The sequence below is a fragment of the Streptomyces sp. NPDC006372 genome, assembly GCF_040612515.1.
In the GTDB taxonomy this organism is placed as follows: Bacteria; Actinomycetota; Actinomycetes; order Streptomycetales; family Streptomycetaceae; genus Streptomyces.
The window spans coordinates 28,117-42,050 of record NZ_JBEXQJ010000024.1 but is presented as its reverse complement, the minus strand read 5'-3'; the positions used below and the strand labels follow the sequence as shown (position 1 = coordinate 42,050).

At 73.0% G+C, this 13,934-nt stretch carries 12 protein-coding genes; 8 read left to right on the top strand and 4 right to left on the bottom strand.

All coding sequences use genetic code 11. The features are described 5' to 3' along the window. Nucleotides 1-111 precede the first annotated feature (111 nt). Nucleotides 112-1,683 carry a hypothetical protein gene (locus ABZ016_RS28980; RefSeq protein ID WP_356919641.1) on the top strand — a complete coding sequence of 524 codons (1,572 nt, stop codon included), beginning with the start codon at nucleotides 112-114 and terminating at the stop codon, nucleotides 1,681-1,683. A 17-nt stretch (nucleotides 1,684-1,700) separates the two neighbouring features. Here the strand turns inward: ABZ016_RS28980 and ABZ016_RS28975 are convergent, their stop codons facing one another. Beyond that, nucleotides 1,701-2,114 (bottom strand): organic hydroperoxide resistance protein, encoded by a 414-nt coding sequence (locus ABZ016_RS28975; protein ID WP_356919640.1) that lies wholly within the window; start codon nucleotides 2,112-2,114, stop codon nucleotides 1,701-1,703. A gap of 122 nt (nucleotides 2,115-2,236) precedes the next feature. Between ABZ016_RS28975 and ABZ016_RS28970 the strand changes: the two genes are divergently transcribed. After that, nucleotides 2,237-2,725: a MarR family transcriptional regulator gene (locus ABZ016_RS28970; protein WP_356919639.1), complete on the top strand. Its 489-nt coding sequence runs from the start codon at nucleotides 2,237-2,239 to the stop codon at nucleotides 2,723-2,725. Between the two features lie 10 nt (nucleotides 2,726-2,735). On the opposite strand, the gene ABZ016_RS28965 is transcribed toward ABZ016_RS28970, so the two are convergent. After that, nucleotides 2,736-2,897: a hypothetical protein gene (locus ABZ016_RS28965; protein ID WP_356919638.1), complete on the bottom strand. Its 162-nt coding sequence runs from the start codon at nucleotides 2,895-2,897 to the stop codon at nucleotides 2,736-2,738. Then, entirely contained in the window at nucleotides 2,881-4,467 is a 1,587-nt protein-coding gene (locus ABZ016_RS28960; RefSeq protein ID WP_356919717.1) for a glycosyltransferase family 39 protein, read from the bottom strand. The genes ABZ016_RS28965 and ABZ016_RS28960 overlap by 17 nt, the downstream gene beginning before the upstream one ends. 159 nt (nucleotides 4,468-4,626) lie before the next feature. Between ABZ016_RS28960 and ABZ016_RS28955 the strand changes: the two genes are divergently transcribed. Both ABZ016_RS28955 and galE read left to right on the top strand, forming a co-directional pair. Beyond that, complete coding sequence (locus ABZ016_RS28955) at nucleotides 4,627-6,318, top strand: glycosyltransferase family 2 protein (RefSeq protein ID WP_356919637.1); 1,692 nt, start codon at nucleotides 4,627-4,629, stop codon at nucleotides 6,316-6,318. Nucleotides 6,319-6,404: 86 nt separating this feature from the next. Continuing rightward, the gene (gene galE / locus ABZ016_RS28950; RefSeq protein WP_356919636.1) at nucleotides 6,405-7,385 is read left to right on the top strand and encodes a UDP-glucose 4-epimerase GalE; all 981 of its coding nucleotides are present in this window, start codon (nucleotides 6,405-6,407) and stop codon (nucleotides 7,383-7,385) included. Nucleotides 7,386-7,394: 9 nt separating this feature from the next. Here the strand turns inward: galE and ABZ016_RS28945 are convergent, their stop codons facing one another. Then, a complete protein-coding gene (locus tag ABZ016_RS28945; protein ID WP_356919635.1) occupies nucleotides 7,395-8,021 on the bottom strand; it encodes a TetR/AcrR family transcriptional regulator in 627 nt (208 codons plus the stop codon). Nucleotides 8,022-8,210: 189 nt separating this feature from the next. On the opposite strand from ABZ016_RS28945, the gene ABZ016_RS28940 reads away from it, so the two are divergent. From ABZ016_RS28940 to ABZ016_RS28925, 4 genes are all read left to right on the top strand, one after another. Then, a complete protein-coding gene (locus tag ABZ016_RS28940; protein ID WP_356919634.1) occupies nucleotides 8,211-9,125 on the top strand; it encodes an ABC transporter permease in 915 nt (304 codons plus the stop codon). Continuing rightward, nucleotides 9,118-9,960, top strand: coding sequence for an ABC transporter ATP-binding protein (locus tag ABZ016_RS28935; protein WP_356919633.1), 843 nt, complete (start codon nucleotides 9,118-9,120; stop codon nucleotides 9,958-9,960). Before ABZ016_RS28940 ends, ABZ016_RS28935 begins: the two co-directional genes overlap by 8 nt. Before the next feature lie 101 nt (nucleotides 9,961-10,061). Further along, nucleotides 10,062-12,266, top strand: coding sequence for a CDP-glycerol glycerophosphotransferase family protein (locus ABZ016_RS28930; protein WP_356919632.1), 2,205 nt, complete (start codon nucleotides 10,062-10,064; stop codon nucleotides 12,264-12,266). Next, nucleotides 12,263-13,909, top strand: coding sequence for a glycosyltransferase family 2 protein (locus ABZ016_RS28925; RefSeq protein WP_356919631.1), 1,647 nt, complete (start codon nucleotides 12,263-12,265; stop codon nucleotides 13,907-13,909). Before ABZ016_RS28930 ends, ABZ016_RS28925 begins: the two co-directional genes overlap by 4 nt. Nucleotides 13,910-13,934 lie beyond the last annotated feature (25 nt).

Genomic DNA, 13,934 nt, shown 5'->3' with positions numbered 1-13,934 from the left:
GCTGGCAGGTGGGCGTAACCGCCTCACCCGATGAAGTGACCCGGGGTCAGGCCTGTGGTGGGGCGGGAACATTCGGCGCATGCCCGAGTCCCTTCCCCTTCCCTCCGCCCTGTGAGCGGCGGACTCCTCGTCCGGCGGACCGTGCGCGGCGCGACGGCGCTGCGCGGCGGCCGTGCCGGGCGACTGACCCCGTACCGGCTCTTCGGCGCCCTGTTCTGGCTGGTGATGACACTGGCGTACTGGCGGATCCCGCTGTGCTGCGACGCCGGACAGCACGCGGCGGTCGTCGAGCGTCTCAAGGCCGACCTGCTCCACCCGGCCCACTCCATGGCGGACCTGCCGGGCGACGGCAGCCCGTACTACGGCCCGTACGCCGTCGTCCAGGGCGTCCTGGCGCGGCTGACGGGGCTGTCCGGCTGGGAGGTCGTCAAGCTGGCCGGGCCGGTGCACCTGCTGGTGCTGCTGACGGGGATCGGCCGTTTCGTCAGGACACTGACCGCGCGCGCCTGGGCACCGGTTCTGGCGCTGCTGTTCATGACGCTGCTGTGGGGCACCGCGCGGATCCTGTGGAGCGGTTACCTCGGGCTGCTGCCGATGACGACGAACCTGGGGTACCCGTCCGCGCTCGCGATCGGGCTGACGTTCTGGGCGTGGGCCTGGACGGGCACGCTGGCGCGTGCGGACGCCGCCGCCGTGCGGTTCGTCGGCCCGAGCGGCCTCGGCGGCTGGTGGGGGTACGCCGCGACCGGCGCCCTGTACGGGCTGATCCTGCTCACCCACCCCGTCACGGCGGCGTCGGCGCTCATCGGGGCGGTGGCGATCGTGGCGTCGCGTCAGCGGCGGTGGCTCCGGCCGGTCGCGGCGCGGTGGGCGCTCGCCGTGGCGGCCTGCGCGGCGGTCGGCGTGTCGTGGCCGTACTACGACGTGCTGTCGCTGGTGGGCGACACCGGCATGGACGGGATGCACCGGCAGCTCTACGAGGGGATGCTCGCCAACTCCTGGCTGGCGCTGCTCGGGCTGCCCGCCCTGTGGGTGCGGGCCCGCGGGCCGGGGAACGCGGGGGTGCGCGACCCGCTGGTGCTGATGTTCCTGCTGGAGTGCCTGCTGCTGGCGTACGGCTGGGTGAGCGGGCACTACACGTACGCCAGGGCCCTGTGGGCGGCGCTGGTGCCGCTGCAGTTCGCGCTCGCGGTGGAGCTGGCGGCGCCCCGGCCGTGGCGGCGGGGCCGGAGGGTGCTGGGCGGGGCGGCGGCGGCCGCGGCGTGCCTGGGGTTCGTCACGCTGCACGCCGGGGCGGTCGTGCCGCGGGCGATCGACCCGGTGGGGTTCCCGCAGGCGACGCGCTGGCCGGCCTACGACTGGGCGGCGCGGCACATCGGGCCGGGCGAGGTGGTGATCACCGACGGGTACTTCGCCAGTCACGCCATCGCGGGGTACGGGCCCAACCTGGCCGCGCCCATCTGGCCCGACCCGGCCCTGGACGAGGGGGAGCGCAGACGCCGGGCGGCCGACGTCCGCGCCTATCTCGCCCCCGGCTCGACCCGCGCCGAGCGGGCCGCCGTCGTCCGCCGCTACCACGTGCGCTGGCTGCTGCTGACGCGCTGGCACCCGGTGCCCGAGGAGGCCGTGGTGGTGGCGTGGAGCAGACGGACGGGGGAGGTGCTGGCGCGGGTCGGGGGGTGAGCCGTACGGCTGGGTGCTTACTCGATGACGAGGTCGACCTCGATGTTGCCGCGGGTGGCGTTGGAGTACGGGCAGACCTGGTGGGCCTGCTCGACCAGCTTGCGGCCGGTCGTCTCGTCGACGCTGTCGGGGAGCTCGACGCGCAGCGTGACGGCGAGACCGAAGCCCTCGCCCTGCTTGCCTATGGACACCTCGGCGGTCACGGCGGCGTCGCTGACGTCGACCTTGGCCTGGCGGCCGACGAGGCCGAGGGCGCTGCCGAAGCAGGCGGCGTATCCGGCGGCGAAGAGCTGCTCGGGGTTGGTGCCCTGGCCGTTGCCGCCCAGTCCCTCGGGCATGCCCAGGGCGAGGTCCAGCACGCCGTCGGAGCTGACGGCCCGGCCCTCACGGCCGTGGGTGGCGGTGGCGACAGCGGTGTAGAGCGCGTCCATGGAAAACCTTCCCTCTCACGTCAATGTTCGGCGGCCCGCTCCCGGGCCGCCTGACAACCCCGATTAGAGCACACAATTAAGTTGTGCGCAATTGAATGGCGGGCACGAGCTACCCTGGACCCATGAACACGCCGGACGACGACTGGCTCCGCCTGGACCAGCAGATCTGTTTCTCCCTGCACGCGGCATCCCGCGCCTTCAACGGCGTCTACCGCGTGATCCTCAAGGACCTCGGGCTCACGTACCCGCAGTACCTGGTGATGCTGGTGCTGTGGGAGCACGACGAACTGCCCGTGAAGAAGCTCGGGGAGCATCTGCGTCTCGACTCCGGCACGCTGTCGCCGCTGCTGAAGCGGCTGGAGGCGGCCGGGCTGGTGCGCCGGGAGCGCAGCGCCCGCGACGAGCGGTCGGTGGAGGTGCGGCTGACCGAGGAGGGTGTCGCGCTGCGGCAGCGGGCGCTTCAGGTGCCGCGCCGGATCGCCGCCTCGACCGGCTTCGGGCCCGACGAGGTCCGCAGGCTGCGGGCCCACCTCGACGAGCTCACCACCGCCCTGGACGCGGCCGCGCTCGCGGAGCCGCCGAGCGCCGTTCCCGCGGACGAGCGGTCGTAAGGGCCGGGGTCTAGGGCGGATCCTCTGCGGCCGGGGCGTCGGCGTCCGGGGCGCTGGCGGGCGGCTCGTCTTCGGCCGGGGCGTCGGCGGGCGGCTCGTCGCCGGGCAGCTCGTCTTCGGCCGGGGCGTCGGCGGGCGGCTCGTCCGCAGGCGGCTCAGCCGGGCAGCCCATCCGCAGGCGGCCCGTCGGCGGTCGACCCATCGGAGGTCAACTCACCGGCGAACGGCTCTTCGGCGAACGGCTCTTCGGCGGTCGACTCGTCATGGGCCGACTCGTCAAGGGTCGGCTCCTCGGCGGCCGGCCGCCGGACGTGGAGGCGGAGGACCACTCCGTCCCGTACGTGTTCCTCCCGGACGGTGAACTCCTGCCGCAGCACGGCGAGCTTCGTCCGCTCGACCGGGTCGGGCGGAGACCAGCCCGGGTCCAGCGCGTACGCCTCGGCGACGACCCAGACCCGGCCCACCGAGGCGAGCCGGCGCCGCAGCTCCCCGGGGGTCGCCTCGCGGCCCCACAGCGTCCCGGACCCGGGCACCGACCCCCGCAGCGCGATGTCCCGGACCTGCCGGAAACCCTTCGGGTAGGCCAGCGCGGCGAGCCTGCCGACGGACGGCACGAACAGCACCGGGTCACCCGGGCGCATCTGCCGGACGGCGAGCGCGGAGACGACGGCGAGGTTGTCGGGGCGGTGGGCGGCGGAGCGGTCCCGGCGGTGCACGGGGAGTTCGTGCACGAAGGCGGCGACGAGGACCAGGGCACCGCCGACGCCCAGCAGGGCCCGCACCCACCGGTCGTCGAGCCGCACCCGGCCCCCACCGCACCGCACGCGCCCCAGCGCACCGGCCAGCCGCCCGGCCCCGGCGGCCACCAGCAGGGGCGCTCCCGCCAGCGCGTAGAGCACGTACCGGTCGTGGAACAGCGGCCGGACCTGGGACACGGTCAGCAGGATCCCCGGCGGCACGAGCAGCAGCGGAAGGGCGACCGCGGCCGTCCTCCGCTCCCACAGTCCCACCCCGAGCAGCAGCAGGGCGCCCCAGAACACCACCCCGTCCGGGCCGGGCGAGAAGTGCCGCACCAGCTGCCCGACGCTGTCCCAGCCGGGCGTCACCAGCCACGCGACCTGCCCCGCCTGCCCCTGCGACACCCACACCAGCGGCAGCACGGGCATCACCGCCGCCCCCGCCGCGCCGCCCCAGCCGGCCCACACCCTCCCCGGCACCCTCAGCAGCCCCAGCGTCACCGCGTGCGCGCAGAGCCCCAGCACCGCCAGCTCGTGCAGCAGACAGGTCAGCGCGACCACGGTCCCGTACGGCCACCAGGCCCGTGCGGTGGCCCCCTCCACGGCCCTCAGGAGCAGCAGCGTCGCCCCCGCCACACCCGCCGCGACGAGCGCGTACGACCGTCCCTCCTGGGCGTAGTGGCCGGTCATCGGAGTGATCGCGTAGAGGAGACCGGCCCACAGGCCGGCCCGTGGCCCCGCCAGCCGGACGCCGAGGGCCGCGACCAGGCCCGCGGTGGCCGTCGCCGCGCAGACCGACGGCAGGCGCAGGACGACCTCGCCCGGATGGACGGTGAGGACGACGTGCATGAACAGGTAGTACAGGCCGTGCACCGCGTCCACGTCGTGCAACAGCCGCCAGATCTGCGGAACCGTGCGCTGTGCGACCAGGAAGGTGACGCTCTCGTCGCCCCACATGCCGCCGCGGTCCACGCCCCACAGCCCGATCGAGAACATCGCCGCCATGGGAACCGCCACGGGCACCGCACCCGTGCGGGACCGGCGGCCGCTCCCCGTCGACTGTCCGATCGTCACGGACCGATTCTGTGCCGTTTCCGTGAGGTACGAGGCTTTTGATGGTGTGTTACCACTTTCATGTCATTCACCCGGCTTACGATCCGCCTGATGAATGTCGTCGTGGATGCCGTCGTGGATGCCGCCGTGGATGCCGCCGTGGATGCCTTCGCGCGACCCGAGGGGCCGGTCCCCCGTGTCGCCGTCGTGGTCATCGGCTACGACGACGCCGCCCATGTGACGGACGCCGTGCGCTCGGCGCTCACCCAGGGCCCGGCCGTACGGGAGGTCGTGGCCGTCGACGACTGCTCGACGGACGGCAGCGCCGCCCTGCTCGACCGGCTCGCCGCGTCCGAGCCACGCCTGAAGGTGATCCGCCGCCGGGTCAACAGCGGCGGCTGCGGCACCCCGCGCAACACCGGGCTCGACGCGGTGACGTCCCCGTACGTGATGTTCCTGGACAGCGACGACGTCCTGCCGCCCGGCGCGGTCGACGCGCTGCTCGATGCGGCGACGGGCACGCACGCGGAGGTCGCGAGCGGCCTGTGCGTACGCCGGGAACTGCCGTCGGGGCGCGAAATTCCCTGGCAGGCGCGCCTGTACGCGCTCCACGCCGTCGTTCCGCACCCGGCGCAGCGCCCGCGCCTGGTCCACGACACCCTCTGCGTCAACAAGCTCTACCGCACCGGCTTCCTGCGCGAGCACCGCATCCGCTTCCCCGAAGGCCGCTTCCCCTACGAGGACGTCGTCTTCACCGCACGTGTGCTGGCCGCGGCCCCGCGCATCGCCCTGGTCCCGGACCGGGTGTACGTCTGGCACGTGCGCCGGTCCGCCGAGCGGTTGTCGATCTCGCTGGACCGGGCGGGCGTCGAGAACTGGCGGGCCCGCACCGAGGCGTGCCGGCAGGCGTACGAGGTCCTGCTGGGCGCCGGGCAGAAGGAACTCGCCCGGGGGGCGCGCGCCAAGTTCCTCGACCACGACCTGCGGATGTACGTGCGCGAGCTGGGGTTGCGCGATGCCGCGTACCGGCGCGCGTGGTGGGAGCTCACGCGGGCGCATCTCGCGGAGTACGACGCGGACGACTGGGCCCGCAACCCGGCCGCTCCGGGCCGGCTGGCCGGGCAGGTCGTCCTGGCCTCCCCGGAGCCGCGCGACCTGCCCCGGCTGCGCGAACTGACGGCACGCCCGGCCCGGCTGACCCCGCCGTACGCCTGTGCCCCCGACGGCACGCCCGTCTGGTCGGAGGAGCTCCCGCAGATTTCCCTGGAGCCCCTGCTGACCCGGCCGGTGGGCGCCCTGCCTCTCGCCGTCGACGCGGAACTACGACCACGCGCCCGCGGCACCCGGCTGCGGCTGCGCCTGCACGAGCTGTACGGCCGCCTGGCGCAGGCAGGCCCGGAGGCGGTGGAGGTGGAGTGGCGACACCGGGACGACGGGGACACCAGGGCCCGCGACACGGTCGCGCTCACGCCGTCCGCAGAGGCCGCTTCCGCTGCCGGAGCTGCCGGCGGCTGGTCGGCGGACGCGGTCGTGGATCTCTCCTCCCTGGCCGCACTCGGCCCGGGCACCTGGGACCTGCGGCTTCGGGTCCGGTTCCGCGAGGGCGTGAGCCGCGAGGTCACGGCGCACGCCCTCGCGGGCGCCGGTCTGCTGCGTCGGCGAGCCGTGCCCAATGCCCGGCACGGCGTGGTACTCGTACAGCCGTACCGCACCCATTCCGGTGCGCTGGCGCTGCGCGTGGCGCCCGGCGTACGCGGTGTGCTGTCCGTCGCACGCGGAAGGCTGCGCCGCCTGCTTCACTGAGAACCACCACGACGACACCGAGAGCAGCACGGCGAACGCGAGCACGCGACACCGGCACGGGGCAACTGACGAGGGGACGGCCGCACATGACCTGGTTGATCACCGGCGGCGCCGGCTACATCGGTGCGCATGTCGTACGGGCGATGACCGCGGCGGGTGAACGGGCGGTGGTGTACGACGACCTGTCCACCGGCCTCGAGGAGCGCGTGCCCGACGGTGTGCCGCTGGTGGTGGGCTCGACGCTGGACGCCGAGCGGCTCGCGCGCGTGTTCGCGGACCACTCGGTCACCGGCGTCGTGCACCTCGCGGCGAAGAAGCAGGTGGGAGAGTCGGTCGAGCGGCCGCTGCACTACTACCGGGAGAACGTGGAGGGCCTGCGGACGCTGCTGGACGCCGTGACGGCCGCGCGGGTGGCGTCCTTGGTCTTCTCCTCCTCGGCGGCGGTGTACGGCATGCCGGACGTGGATCTGGTCACGGAGGAGACACCGTGCCTGCCGATGTCCCCGTACGGCGAGACGAAGCTGGCCGGTGAGTGGCTGGTGCGCGCGACGGGCCGGGCGACCGGGCTGTCCACGGCGTGCCTGCGGTACTTCAACGTGGCGGGCGCGGCGAGCCCGGAACTCGCGGACACCGGCGTGTTCAACCTCGTCCCCATGGTCTTCGAGAAGCTCACCGAGGAGGCACCGCCGCGCGTCTTCGGCGACGACTACCCGACCCCGGACGGCACCTGCGTACGCGACTACATCCATGTCGTGGACCTGGCCGAGGCCCATGTCGCGGCGGCCCGCGCCCTGCGCTCCACCCCGGGCCGGGAACTCACGCTCAACATCGGCCGGGGCGAAGGAGTCTCGGTCCGCGAGATGATCGACCGCATCAACGCGGTCACCGGCTACGACCGGCCGCCCACGGTGGCCCCCCGCCGCCCGGGCGACCCCGCGCGGGTCGTCGCCTCCGCCGACCGGGCCGCCGCCGAGCTGGGCTGGAAGGCCCGGCTGGACGTCCAGGACATGATCACGTCGGCGTGGGCGGGCTGGGTGCGGCTGCACCCGGAGGCGGGCCGCAGCTGACGGCAGGCCCTACAGCGCGCGCAGGGCCTCCGCCGTGGCCCGGGCCAGCGAGCCCAGATACCCCTGGGGCAGCTTCGGGCTGCGGATGACCACCGAGCGCCAGTACAGGGGCCCGGAGATCAGGTCGAGGGCCAGGTCGTGGTCGAGGTCGCGGCGGAGTTCGCCGCGTGCCGCCGCCGCCGTGACGATGCCGGTGGCGACGCCGTCCTGGCCCTCGCGCAAGGCCTTCTGGAGGGCGTCGGCGATCTCCGGGTTGCGGGCCGCCTCGGCCTGGAGGTCGGGGATGACCTGCGAGGCGACGGGGTGGCGCAGGGCACGGGACGTCACCTCGTAGAGCAGCCGCAGGTCGCCCTCCAGGGAGCCGGTGTCCGGCGCGGGCAGGCCCTGCACGGCGAGCGCCGAGACGATGTCGAGGACCAGGTGCAGCTTCGAGCGCCAGCGGCGGTACACCGCCGTCTTCCCGACGCCCGCCCGGCGCGCGATCCCCTCGATGGACATCCGCGCGTAGCCGACGGCCGCGAGCTCCTCGAAGACGGCCGCCCGGATGGCTTCCGTCACGTCCTGTCGCAGTACGGCCGCCCCCGCGGGGGCCCGGCGGCGCGCGGGCTGCTGGGGCTCGTCGGGCTTCGTCGTCATTCCGACAGCATAGGGCGTCACGACGAAACGGTTGCGTTCCGACGTAGCCTCGACGTACGCTCACGTTGCGACGATACGGTCCCGTCCCGACGTAAGAAGTCGTGAAGAGTCCGGTAAAAACCACCCCCCTTCCACGGCCTTCTTCCCGCCCATAGGTCCCGCCCCCTCCCCCGAGCGAAAGCAGCGGATGTGAGCCAGGTCCTCGACACACCGCCCCAGACACCACCCCCGGCCGGCGAAGACCTCGCGGCCCTGGCCGCCCGCCACGGCCTCGCCGTCAGCGGCGCCCGCCCCTCGCTGCCCGCGTACGTCCGGCAGCTGTGGGCCCGCCGCCACTTCATCACCGCGTTCGCCACCGCCAAGCTCACCGCCCAGTACAGCCAGGCGAAGCTCGGCCAGGTCTGGCAGGTGATGACGCCACTGCTCAACGCGGCGGTCTACTACTTCATCTTCGGTGTGCTGCTCGGCACCAAGCACGGCGTGCCGGACTACATCCCGTTCCTGGTCACGGGCGTGTTCATCTGGACGTTCACGCAGAGCTCGATCATGGCGGGCACCCGCGCCATCTCCGGCAACCTCGGCCTCGTCCGCGCCCTGCACTTCCCGCGCGCCGCGCTGCCCCTGTCGTTCTGCCTCCAGCAGCTCCAGCAACTGCTGTTCTCGATGGCCGCCCTGATCGTCATCCTGCTCTGCTTCGGCGTGCCGGTCGGCGTGTCCTGGCTGCTGGCACTGCCGGCGCTGGTCCTGCAGTTCACGTTCAACGCGGGCGTCTCCATGGTCATGGCCCGGATGGGCGCCAAGACGCCGGACATCGCCCAGCTGATGCCGTTCGTGCTGCGCACCTGGATGTACGTCTCGGGCGTCATGTGGAGCATCGACAAGCTGGCCGACAAGGACAGCCTGCCCCACGCGGTGACGCTCGCCCTGGCTGCCAATCCGGCCGCCGTCTACATCGACCTGATGCGGTTCGCCCTGATCGACAGCTTCCACGCGAGCCAGCTCCCCGCCCACGTGTGGGCGATCGCCACCGGCTGGGCGCTGCTCGCCGGAGTCGGCGGCTTCATCTACTTCTGGAAGGCTGAGGAGACCTACGGCCGTGGCTGACCACACCAACGACAGGATCCCCACCGTCGTCGCCGACGGCGTCGACATCGTCTACCGCGTCAACGGCACCGGCGCCGGACGCGGCTCCGCCACCGCCGCCCTCAACCGCATCCTGCGCCGCAAGCAGACCGAGAAGGCGGCGGGCGTGCGCCGGGTGCACGCCGTGCGCGACGTGTCCTTCGTCGCCTACAAGGGCGAGGCGATCGGCCTGATCGGCACCAACGGCTCCGGCAAGTCGACCCTGCTGAAGGCCGTCGCCGGGCTGCTCCCCGTGGAGAACGGCCGCATCTTCACCCACGGCCAGCCCTCCCTGCTCGGCGTCAACGCGGCCCTGATGAACGACCTGACCGGCGAACGCAACGTGCACCTCGGCGGCCTGGCCATGGGCATGTCCCGCGAGCAGATCAGGGACCGCCACCAGGAGATCGTCGACTTCTCGGGCATCAACGAGAAGGGTGACTTCATCACGCTGCCGATGCGTACGTACTCCTCCGGCATGGCCGCCCGGCTGCGGTTCTCCATCGCCGCCGCCAAGGACCACGACGTGCTGCTGATCGACGAGGCCCTGGCCACCGGCGACCGTTCCTTCCAGAAGCGCTCCGAGGAGCGCATCCGCGAGCTGCGCAAGCACGCCGGAACGGTGTTCCTGGTCAGCCACAACAACAAGTCCATCCGCGACACCTGCGACCGGGTGCTGTGGCTGGAGCGCGGCGAGCTGCTCATGGACGGCCCGACGGAGGACGTCCTCAAGGAGTACGAGGCGTTCACCGGGGACAAGTCCGCGAAGCCCAAGCCGAAGCCGAAGGCGGCGCCCAGGGTCCCCGTTCACTCGTAAGGCCCAATCCCGTCTGCCGTTTTGCCACATTGATGGCACCATGACCGAAGCCGGTGCGCCCGGCGCGAGGTGACGCGCGACGAGATGAAGGAGTCCCCGTGATGGCCGAGCTCAGCGTCATCGTCCACGGGCCCAACGTTCAGGACCATCTGACGGAACTCCTCGACTCCCTCGCCGCCCGCCCCTTCCCGGACGCCGAGCTGATCGTGGCCGCGGCCGGCGACTGGGCCCGTGAGACGGCCGAGCGGCACGCCCCGGACGTCCCCGGCCTGCGCGTCCTGCCGCTCCCGGCGCACACGGGCGACGCCGCGGCCCGGTCCGCGGGCGCGGCGCGGGCGTCCGGCCGCTGGCTGCACTTCGTCCACGCCAAGGACGGTCTGCCCGCCGGCGCCCCGCGCACGGTCGCCGAGCGGCTGGCCGAGCTGCCGGCCGAGGTGGACGTCCTGCTCCTCGACCACGTCCGCAGCACCTGGCGCACGTCCGGGCTGCCCTCCCCGGACGGCTCCCTGCTCGCCCGGACAGGCCGTGCCGACGTCCGCCTGGACGACTGCGCACACCTGTTGCGCCTCACTCCCCTGCTCGGCACCCGCGTCCTGCGCGCCGACTTCTGGCGGGCGCACGAGCAGCGGCTCACCACCGACGACGAGCCGTACGCCGCACTGGCCGCCCTGCTGCTCGCCGGCCGCGTCGCCTGTCTGCCGCACGTCGCGTACGAGGACCGCAGGCTCCGCCCGGCGAGCCTGCCCCCGCTCACTCCCGAGCAGCGCTACGGCCTCGTGGAGCGCTACGAGTCGCTCCTCGACCTCACCCGGGACCGCCGCGCCGCCCACGCCGCGCTCTACGACGTGATGGTCCGCGACTGCCTGCGCACCTTCGCCCGCGGCGGCATGGCGGAGGAGGTCGCACGGGAGTTCTTCCACCGGGCCTCCCTGGCCGCCCTGCGCCGCCGCCCCGAGGGACACCGCCGCCCCGCCGGGCTCGAAGGCGTCCGCCGTTCCCTGCTCGAAGAGGACGCCTACGCCAAGTACCGGGCCTTCCAGGTCGTCAACCGCACCCGCCGCACCGCCCAGTCGGCCGTACGGGCCCGCAGGCGCCAGGTCGGCACCAAGCTCCGCGACCACCAGTACCGCAGGGCGCTCGGCCGCCCCGTCGACCCCGACCTGGCGGTGTTCTCGGCGTACTGGAACCGCGGGGTCGCCTGCAACCCCGCCGCGATCGCCGCCGAGCTCGCCGAACTCGCCCCGTGGATCCACCCGGTGTGGGTGGTGACCCGGGAGAACGCGGCCCTCCTCCCGCCCGGCACCGACCACGTCGTCCCCGGCACCCGCCGCTACTGGGAGGTGCTGGCGACCGCTCGGTACCTCGTCAACAACGTCAACTTCCCCAACGCCGTGGTCAAGCGCCCGGACGCGATCCACGTCCAGACCCACCACGGCACGCCCCTCAAGCGCATGGGCCTGGACCAGATGGCGTACCCGGCCGCCGCGCAGGGACTGGACTTCCACGCCCTGCTGGAACGCGTCGACAAGTGGGACTACAGCGTCTCCGCCAACAGCCACACCACCCGCATGTGGCAGCGCGCGTACCCCTCGCGCTACGTCAGCCTCGACCACGGCTATCCGCGCAACGACGTCTACTACCGGGCCGGCGCGCAGGACATCCGCGCGATCCGCGACCGGCTCGGCATCGCGCCGGGCCGCCGTGCCGTCCTCTACGCGCCCACCCACCGCGACTACGAGGCCGGCTGGACCCCGCGCCTGGACCTGGCCGCCCTCGCCGACCGCCTCGGCGACGACACCGTCCTCCTCGTCCGCGGCCACTACTTCTACGGCGGCGCGGCCTCCCCGCTCACCCACCTGCGCCGCACGGGCCGGATCGTCGACGTCTCGTCCTACGACCCGGTGGAGGAGCTGTGCCTGGCGGCGGACGCGCTGGTCACGGACTACTCCTCGATCATGTTCGACTACGCCAACCTCGACCGCCCGATCGTGATCCACGCCGACGACTGGGAGACGTACCGCACCACCCGCGGCGTCTACTTCGACCTGATGGCCGAGGCCCCGGGCCCGGTGGCCCGCACCCAGCAGGAGCTGACGGAGATCCTGACCACCGACGCCTGGCACGACGAGAGCGCGGCCAAGAACCGGGCCGTCTTCCGGCGCCGGTTCTGCGAGTACGACGACGGACGCGCCGCCGAACGCGTGGTCCGCAGGGTCTTCCTCGGCCAGGACGAACGGTCCCTGCCGCCGGTGCTGCCGCTCGAGGGCCGCACCCCGGCCCCGACCCCGCAGGAGGCGACCGCATGAGCACGCCCGACGTCACCGTGACGGTCATCGTCTACAACGACGCCGAACGCCTCGTCCGCGCGGTCGACTCGGTCCGCCGGCAGACCCACGCGAACCTCGAGATCGTCATCAGCGACGACCACTCCACGGACCGGACCCCGGAGGTCGCCCGGCGCCTGGCGGTTCGGGACCCCCGTGTCCGCCATCTCCGCCTGGAGCGCAACAGCGGCGGATGCAGCGCCCCGCGCAACCGCGCGCTGGAGATCGCCAGGGCGCCCTACCTGATGTTCCTCGACAGCGATGACGAACTCCCCGGCAACGCCGTCGAACTGCTGCTCCGCGCACACCGCGAACGCGAGATCGACTTCGCGATGGGCGCGGTGCAGCGCGTCCGGGTGGACAACGGCCGCCGCTCCACGTGGATGCCGCACCTGGTCGCCGAGCGCCGCACCCTCGACGGCATCGAGGCCGACCCGCGCCTGTTCTTCGAGCACCTCTCCACCAGCAAGATGTACGCGCGGTCCTTCCTCGACCGGCACGGCCTGCGCTTCCCCGAGGGCATCCACTACGAGGACCAGCTGTTCTCGGCGCAGGCGTACTGCCTGGCCAAGCGCTTCACGATCATCCCCGAACCGGTCTACCGCTGGTACGTGGAGCCCTTCGCCGCCGCGGGGTCGGCGTCGATCTCGAACCAGCGGCACAAGCTCGCCAACGTCCGCGACCGCATCCACGTCCAGCACCTCATCGACGCCTTCCTCGACGAGAGCGGGCACGCGTCCCTGCGGGAGGACAAGGACCACAAGTTCCTCAAGCACGACTTCCGGATGTACGCCGGTGACCTGCCCTACCGGGACGAGGAGTGGCTGTCGTCCTTCGCCGACCTGGTCACGCCGTACCTGGACACCCTCGCGCCCGGCGCGTTCACCCGTCTCCCGCGCGCCGAACGCGTCGTCGTCCAGCTGATCCGGGACCGCCGCCTGGCGGACGCACGACTGGCGGCGCGCGGACTGGGCCACGGCGTGGCCCCCCGGCAGATGACGACCGACGAGGACGGCCGCACCTACTGGGGCGCCGAGGTCCCCGCGTCGGACCGGTCCCGCCGCGAACTGGACATCTCCGATCTGGAGCTCGACATCTGCCCCTTCCCGAGCGCCCAGTTCCGCCACGAGATCACGGAACTCACCCCAGGTCCGGGCGCCTCCGTCGACCTCACGATCCGCACCTACGACCCGGCCCTGCGCCTCCCGGTGGGCCCCCAGCGCGCGACCCTGCTCCTCACCCCCGGCCGACACCGGCTCCATGTTCCGTTCCGGCTCTCCCCCGTCCGCCCGGGTGTCTTCGAGGGCCGCGCCCACCTGGACCTGGCGGCGGCCCGCCTCCCCCTCCAGGGCTTCGCCGGAATCCGCCACCCGGTGCTCCGCCTGGAACACCAGGGCCTGTCCCACACAGGCCTGCTCCTGGCCCCCCTGACCTTCCCGACGTCGACCACCCACGTCCCCCACCACCACCTGACCCTGGAACCCGAGGGCCACGCCCCCGGCCGCCTACAGATCCACTGGCAGCCAGTGGGAACGACAGCAAGAGTGATCCGCCCACTGACCCACCGCCTGACGAACCCTCGCCTGAAGAAGGCAGCACAACTGGTGGCAAGCGCACTGAAGTAGTCAGAGCTGTGGCCGCCTCCCGCTT